The 7,318-nt window shown below is 46.1% G+C and carries 8 protein-coding genes; 1 reads left to right on the top strand and 7 read right to left on the bottom strand.

Annotated features, from left to right (window positions below; translation table 11 throughout):
• Positions 1 to 46: 46 nt before the first annotated feature.
• From CHL76_RS17150 to CHL76_RS16495, 7 genes are all read right to left on the bottom strand, one after another.
• Positions 47 to 214: a hypothetical protein gene (locus tag CHL76_RS17150; protein WP_158219219.1), complete on the bottom strand. Its 168-nt coding sequence runs from the start codon at positions 212 to 214 to the stop codon at positions 47 to 49.
• Positions 201 to 626 (bottom strand): helix-turn-helix domain-containing protein, encoded by a 426-nt coding sequence (locus CHL76_RS16515; protein ID WP_094909159.1) that lies wholly within the window; start codon positions 624 to 626, stop codon positions 201 to 203. Before CHL76_RS16515 ends, CHL76_RS17150 begins: the two co-directional genes overlap by 14 nt.
• A gap of 89 nt (positions 627 to 715) precedes the next feature.
• Positions 716 to 1,369, bottom strand: coding sequence for a hypothetical protein (locus CHL76_RS16510; RefSeq protein ID WP_094909158.1), 654 nt, complete (start codon positions 1,367 to 1,369; stop codon positions 716 to 718).
• A gap of 22 nt (positions 1,370 to 1,391) precedes the next feature.
• The gene (locus tag CHL76_RS16505; protein WP_094909157.1) at positions 1,392 to 1,925 is read right to left on the bottom strand and encodes an ERCC4 domain-containing protein; all 534 of its coding nucleotides are present in this window, start codon (positions 1,923 to 1,925) and stop codon (positions 1,392 to 1,394) included.
• Between the two features lie 14 nt (positions 1,926 to 1,939).
• Positions 1,940 to 2,134, bottom strand: coding sequence for a hypothetical protein (locus CHL76_RS16500; protein WP_143747484.1), 195 nt, complete (start codon positions 2,132 to 2,134; stop codon positions 1,940 to 1,942).
• Between the two features lie 2 nt (positions 2,135 to 2,136).
• Positions 2,137 to 2,310: a hypothetical protein gene (locus tag CHL76_RS17145; RefSeq protein WP_158219218.1), complete on the bottom strand. Its 174-nt coding sequence runs from the start codon at positions 2,308 to 2,310 to the stop codon at positions 2,137 to 2,139.
• 212 nt (positions 2,311 to 2,522) lie between these two features.
• Positions 2,523 to 5,456, bottom strand: coding sequence for a DEAD/DEAH box helicase family protein (locus CHL76_RS16495; protein ID WP_094909156.1), 2,934 nt, complete (start codon positions 5,454 to 5,456; stop codon positions 2,523 to 2,525).
• Positions 5,457 to 6,260: 804 nt separating this feature from the next.
• Between CHL76_RS16495 and CHL76_RS16490 the strand changes: the two genes are divergently transcribed.
• Positions 6,261 to 6,812, top strand: a complete 552-nt coding sequence (locus CHL76_RS16490) for a MerR family transcriptional regulator (protein WP_094909155.1) — start codon at positions 6,261 to 6,263, stop codon at positions 6,810 to 6,812.
• Positions 6,813 to 7,318 lie beyond the last annotated feature (506 nt).

The following is a 7,318-nucleotide window of genomic DNA, read 5'->3' as shown; positions in this document are numbered from 1 at the left end:
ATGTATGCGGAAAGGGTCACCCTGCGCTGGGTCACCCTTTTGTCCGCTATGCTGTTTCTTCTTCGGCTGGAATATCGTCGATGATAACGACCGTTTCCGCTCCGATTTCGTCGGATCGTAGCTCCAGCTCTTCCGGCGTAAGAATCAGCACTGCTTGTTTACCGTAGTATTTTACGCGGTCTTCCATACGTTCCAGGCGTTTATGAAGATTCATGTCTTTTTCCTCCCCATTGATTGCGGCTGTCGTTTTCTAATGTTTGCTCTATTTGTTCCAGTCGGCGTTGCATTTCTTCTGTTTCGTGCGCTTTAAAGCCAAACTCTAATAGGGTGCGGCTCGCGCTTGCTCTTGCCATAGCAGGCGTTTTCGGATTGCTCGCCATTTCTTCTAAAGCGTCTACCGCGCTTGTCATGCTCTGCCGGAGACGGCTAGTAGCCTGACTGACGGCTTCCTGTTTAGCCTGGTGATATTGTTCTCGAAAGTCGTCTTCTTGTAACCACCGCCATAGCGTACTCTCGGAAACACCCACCTTTTCGGACGCTTGCCGGAGCGTTGGCTCGCTTAACAATGCAAGAATGGCCTGATCGCGTTTACGGCTCTGTTTTTCCCCGTGTCCTGCTCCTGCCATGCTGTCACCTCATTTCTAAGGAATGTCTTTCATCTGTCGTTATCTGATAGCAAAAAGCGGCCGCCCTTAGGCAGACCGCGGCTTGTCATTTAATCAACCTTTTCAAAAAGCGGGATACGCTGAATGCTTTCGACGTTCCCTTCTTCTTCAATCCCTTTCGGGTAAGCTTCCATATTTGCAATATTCGTAAGCATAACTTCAATTTTTCTAATATCCGCGTTTTCGTCCGGCTCGCGGTCTAACTCTGTAAGCAGAAAATGAAACTTGCTCCCTTTATCTCCGGCACGTTGAGCGCGGCTTCTCATTTCTGCCGTGATTAAGTCATGAAATAGCTTGTCGGAGCCGTACCGTACTAAGAGGCGGCGGAAGTCTTCTGTCTCTTCAGTGGCTCGCATTTCCGCTTCTAAGAGCTTCATTTCCTTATCCCGTTGCATTTCCGCTAAAACCTTATCCTCTGTGGTAATCACCTGCTTATCAATTCGGGACAAATACGGATCTTCAAAGCTCCAGTCTTTCAGCTCGTGATAAATCGCGTTCAATTCCTTTTTAGCCTGCTCAGCGCGTTCTCGCTTATCTTGCATGAAGGACTGCTTTGCTTCTTCTTTGGCCTGGTTGATATAGGCGGCGGCATATACCTCTGTACTCCGCTGAACTGTCCAATATTTGTACATAGCCTTATTGTAGCTGTCTTTCATGCCTTGAAATGGTTGTAGTACGCGCTCTTGGTTAATGCTTGTAATCATAGAATCATTCCTTTTTTATAATTTAATAGTTGCTTTTGATCGCATTTCTCGCGTGGTACAAAAGTTTCGTGTACAGATAAGCTCCGGCGTCCTGCTTGCCGATATAGACCGTGTTAAACCCATAGCGGCTTTCAAACGTCTGTAAGCTCCCGATCAATGCCTGCGGCTGGTATTCGCTCCGATAATTCCCGGATAGCATATTGGAAAAGCCTTGTTCGTCTTCTACCATGACGGAAAATAAAAAAGGCCCGGAGCGTATTAATTCGCTCTCGAACCTTGTGCGGTCTTTGATACTAGAAGCCAGTTCATCTATTGAGTTTTTCCGCTCAATCCTCATAGGAAATAACATGTCGGTCACGATCCCCATTGAAGGATCAGCGGGAAGCAAGGCCGCGTAATCACCTACATCTAGTTTGCGGCTTTCCGTATCAATGCCCCGCTTGTTCAGGTAATCTGTAATGTGTTTGTTATTCTGCTCCCTGGTATCGGTTACGATACGCACTGTTTGAAGCAGTTTTTTTACATCCGCGTCAGTATAAACCGCCTGGGCTTGCATACAATCACCTCCCTTTAGGAATTATCTTTTTGTTCTTGGGCTTTCCGTTCCCAATAACGGCGGTTGTATTCCCGTGTTCGATCCGGATTATTGGCTCGCCATTGACGCTGGTACTCTCGAACGCGCTCCCGGTTATTCTCCCGGTGGCGTCGGCTCGATTCCCGCTGATAGGATCGCTTAGCCTCTCTCGCTTCTTCGCTCATGCTCATGGTTACGCCCCTTTAATGTGATGGTTAATCTGCTGAAGCTCGTCTGTGGTTACAAGCCCTTGCTCGCGGAGTGTGTGAAGCAAGCTCCCCAGGTCGTCGTGATGTTCCAAACCGTACTGTGTTTGGACGGCTCTAACCAATATTTTCACTTGTTCTTGCATAGTAAATTCATTCATAAATGAATGCCTCCCAGCTTTATTTTAGGGTGATAATTACCACCTGTTTGAAGGGTGTCTGAAGGGGTGTCTCGCTAAATGCTATGTGAAGGAAACATAACGCCTGTAACCCCTGTCAAATCAAGGTTACCCATGACGTTTAATCCCTAGTATGATAGTTAATAATTAAAATCAAATAGGGGATTAAGTGTCATGGTCTGTGCCTTTGCTTATTAAGCAGTGAAGCCTTCCTTTCTTAACTCTGCTCGCGTTGCTTTTTCATACAGTGCGCCCTTTGATTTAGCCATGTTAATTAATCCTTCAATTACCTGCTCGTGAGACAGACCGAACTTTTGAGCCATATCGTCAACGCTCTGTACGCCGTCTACTCGTTTCATTCTTCCCTGGTTTGTTCGTTTACTTTCAACGTTCATCATTTTAAGCACTCCTTCAACATCTTTTTTAGTAACGCCGATCCGTTTAGCAATCTCCTGTATTTCTTCTTTGAACTCGTCATTAAGACAAAAGGTATCTAGCTTTAATAGCTCCTGGATCGCTTCACGCGTTTTTGACGGTCGGTGAATCTGGCTGTGAAAGTCTGTTTCCACGCGGCTCATAAGCATTTGAAAAAAAGCGTGAGTATCTGCTTTACGCTTCACTTGAATTACTACTGACTGACACGTCTCAAACGATACATATGGAGCAAGAGCTTTCAAACAAGCATAATGTGTCGCTGTTACCTGCCGTTTAAATTCATTCATTATCTGTTCATCTTCGTTTCGGAAAGCGTGGTACACCTTCGGCGTGAACGCGCTCAGAATGTTTTCTTTCTTCTCGTCTTCGCTTAACTGTAAAACCTCGTCGGTCTCGGCTATGCTCTGCTCGGTTAGTGCTGTTTCCAGGTTGTTATCCCGGACAGCCTTGGATATATTCAGCGTCCCTATGCGGTTAAGGTTGAGTATCCGCTCTGTTGCCTTCAGAAAAGCGTTACGGTACTTCGCATAATACAGCTCCTGGTCAAGCGCGGCATTGTATCGGTTCCAGGCTTTATCATACGTAAGGCAGTTGTTCAGGCAATCCTCTGTAAGGCCGTAATTTCGTTCAATATGGCTCTGAGCGAATAGCTTGCGGTCAAAAAGTGGGTGACTGTTTAGCTCGTCCGTGATCCGGCGGGCTATGCTATCCCGGTAATGATAAGCTCCCTCAATATTAAACAAGTCGTCCTCTTTAGCTCTCGCTTCCAGGGTGAACACGGAGAAGCGGCGGTAAGAATTACGTAAGCGGTTCGACATTTGTTTAAGCGCGGAAACGTTAAATAAAGGAGAATGTTCTCCGTCCGCGACGGCAATTACTTCCCAATCCAGCTCGTTGTAAATGCTCACGCCGTCGGCAATCACGTTTGTGGTTAGTAACACTTGAACGTCGTCGTCGATCGTTCCGTTTTCGACAATATTTTTATACTCGCTATTGCTTTTCTTGCTCGCGTCGATGACGTGAGTTTTAATGCCTGCTTTCCGTAACGCCTGCTTCACGCGGTCAATGTTGGCCTTGCTCTGCATATAGACGATAACGCGCCAGCCGTGATGTTGTACCCTCACTTTGAGAAGCTCTGTAATCTCCGTGAGTGCATTTTTTCGATATTCAAAGGTATAAACGCCGAACTCGTTACAAGGTGATCCATTACGGCCGGTGTTTACTTTCACAACGCGGTCAAACTCGTTCTTATCAATGTCTTCCGGCGTACCGCTCAACGCAAGCACGTTTTCCGCCTGCCCCTGGACGGCTTTCAAATCGCTTATTGCCCGGTAGCGGTAATCATAGTCGCTTACCAGCTTGTGGTATTCATCAATAGCTAACGTGAAGGTAAGCTCCGGGTAGACGCGGCGCAGATGTTCAATCAAGGCTGGGACTTTATCATAGGTAGAAACAAACACCCGCTTGCCTTGCCGCGCGTCTCGCATAGCGTTTGCCATGACCCTTTCTGTCTGTCCCTTCACGGATCGTAAGCTGTGATCGTTCGCAACTTGATCTGTGAGTGCGACTGTCGGACATGCAAACACATAGAAGTGTTTCTGCTTACTTGCGATTTCCTGGAACGCGTCAATTACGCTCGTTGTTTTCGCGCTCCCCGTCGGGCTGTCTAAAAGAATTGATCCACCTTCTTCAATCAGCGGCTTAATATCCTTCGCTTGCAAGTATCCTTTTACTTCAAGGCGGTCAGCTGTGTACGTCTGCCCGTAGGATATAGAAGCTTGAAACGTCCGTGCTGACGGTTTAAAGCCCTGTTCTTCGGCTTTATGGATCAATGTTCCTATGGTCGCTTCTCCGCGCGGCTTGATCGCATTCCATTGTTTTTCCGTAGCTTCGCCGCCGCTAATAATATCAAACAGCTGGCGTCCTTCTTCGTCAGCAATCATTTTCATTTCTACATAATGCTTAATCGCATATACGCATTGATTCCATTCTTGGCCGCGCCCGGCACTTGTGGGAATATGGCCAATCGCTTCGCACATACGCTTTAATTCGTCGAACGGGAGCGGCTTATGATTACGGCTGTTTGGATCAAACAAAGCGTTCTGCTTGCTCTGTGCTTTCTGCCGGGCTTTATCTTTGTATTGTCCTGCGTTAATCATAGCCTGTTCATCAATGAGCTGAGCCGCTTTTCCACCGCGTATAACTTGTTTTGGTGGAATAGCCTGCCGATCTACGGGAATACCCATAGCGGCTAACTCATCTACCATAATTTCAATAATCCCGCGCATTTCCCGTTCATTAGTGATCCGTTGATCGAGTTGAAATACCAGGCGGTAACGGTTGCCTTTGATACCGTGGCTAAAGGTATGAAATATGCCTGCTAGTTTCCCCTTTAGCATGGACACAATTTCCTTAATGTCCGTTTCTTCATTATCGTCGTCTACGTCGATCGCAAAGAAGCTGGCAGAAACAAACTGCATAGTATTATTTTCGTCTGTGTCTACGTCAGCGGCCAGGACGCAATGCCCGTTGCCAAAGTAGTTAAGGATTGTAGAAAGCGGTAGCCGCTCGCTGTACGCCTTTTTTAAGTCGTTCGTGATTATTCCCATTTCATGCCCCTGTGGTTGTTCCTGGAAGGCTGTTGAGTGAACGATTGCGGCATGTAGCGGCGGCGCGGCCGTGGTTGCCTGCATAAAAAAATCTCCCTTCTTGTAAAGCGCATAAACCGCTCCCACAAAAAGAAAGATTTCTGTTAAAATATATACGTATGTCTTGTTTTCAAGACAAATTTATCGTACACTATTAATAACTAAAGAGGGAGCAGTGCGTAGAATATATGAATGCTGGTTACATTCATACATTCGGTTTACGCGCTGTCTTTTTTTTATGAATTTTTTAAATACAACACTACGTTAGTATTATAACATAGATTAAGTACATTTTTCAATAAAGCGAACAAAAAAATATAAAAGAATTTTACTGTTTTCTCGCCTTCTCCGCAATTTCATGCACCGTACTTTATGCAAAAATCTGTATCTGTGAAAAAGACAACGGCCGGGAACGCCTGGCAGAGCAATATGTATAAATCTTGTTCTTCCGCTATGCCAGAGTTTAGACCTCGACCCTTCTATGACGGCGTTTGAAGAAAATCTTAGTTTACATAAGGATTCTTATCGGAAGTAGTAATCGTATATGTCATACAGTATTATGCAGAAGTCAGACTGTATCCGCCTTCCGGGAATACTCTGCCTTAAAGGAACAAAGCCATAAGCAGGATAACTTTAACAGCGCGGTCGCTGATTTCAATTTTAATATTCAAGCGCATTTTTCTCCCTCCTGTTCATTTGGCCGTTTCCGGCGGCTATTATTTCCTCCTACTTTGTCTAATATAAGAGAAGTGGCATTCATTTCTCAGAAATAGAAAAATTTTTTAACGAAAATACGACGTTGTAACGAAGGCGAATAATAGCGGATAATGAACGGAAGGAGGGGAAGCTATGCAGGACTATGAGAAACGCTTCTATACGCTTCAGCAGATCGCGGACAGCATGGATCGGCCACGTAGCACCTTGAATGAATGGAGGAAACTATTTTCCCCGTTTATTCCTACGGTGGGAGAAGGCCGGCAACGGCGGTATAAGCGGGAGGCCTTAAACATTTTTGAAACGATTGCCAGGCTGAAGGAATCGAATGAAACTAACGATCAAATACGCGACTACCTCGGGCAGATGGTCGATGATATTACGGTGACGGTGGACGACGACGATACGCCGCCGCCATTGCTCCGGCAGATGTATGACAGCTATACGCATTTACTGGAACAGAATGAACGCCTGGAAAGCCGCCTCGATCAATTTCAAGCGGAATCAAAGGAACGGGAAGAGCTTCTTTTACAAAAGATTGACGAACTCTCCGCGAAGCTAGAACCCCCGGAAATAGAGGGAAAAGAGATAAATAACGAAAGCACAACGTCGAATCATGACGAAACGCCTGCTCAGAATACGCCGCCTAAAAAATCAGGACTCTTTCGTAAATTCTTTAAGAAGTAAGCTGGACGGTTGTCCTGTTTTCAGTACAGTACGTGAAATGTAGACCGCGTGAGTATCACTATGCTCGGACGTTTTAAAAAGTAATTTCTCATGGATTGTGTGGCGGCATTTATCGTTGTTTCTCGATGGTAAAGTCATGGAGGGAATAAAAACGCTGTATGAAGCGGAGAGTTTGATTTATGCAGTGAACGGAATCAAAGGATAGGTAAAGCGGAATCGCGGGCAAGCGTGGTAAAATACATATAGATTAGCGCACTTAAGCGCAATATTATGTGAGTCTTGCGCCTTCTCTGCTAGCTCATATTGTGCCTTCTTCCGGCTGGGCACGCCGCACCGTCTTTCGAGGCGGTGCTTTTTTATGTATGCGGAAAGGGTCACCCTGCGCTGGGTCACCCTTTTGTCCGCTATGCTGTTTCTTCTTCGGCTGGAATATCGTCGATGATAACGACCGTTTCCGCTCCGATTTCGTCGGATCGTAGCTCCAGCTCTTCCGGCGTAAGAATCAG

Origin of the sequence: Marinococcus halophilus, assembly GCF_002265875.1 — a bacterium.
GTDB lineage: Bacteria > Bacillota > Bacilli > Bacillales > Marinococcaceae > Marinococcus > Marinococcus halophilus.
This window is presented reverse-complemented; position numbering and strand designations above follow the sequence as displayed.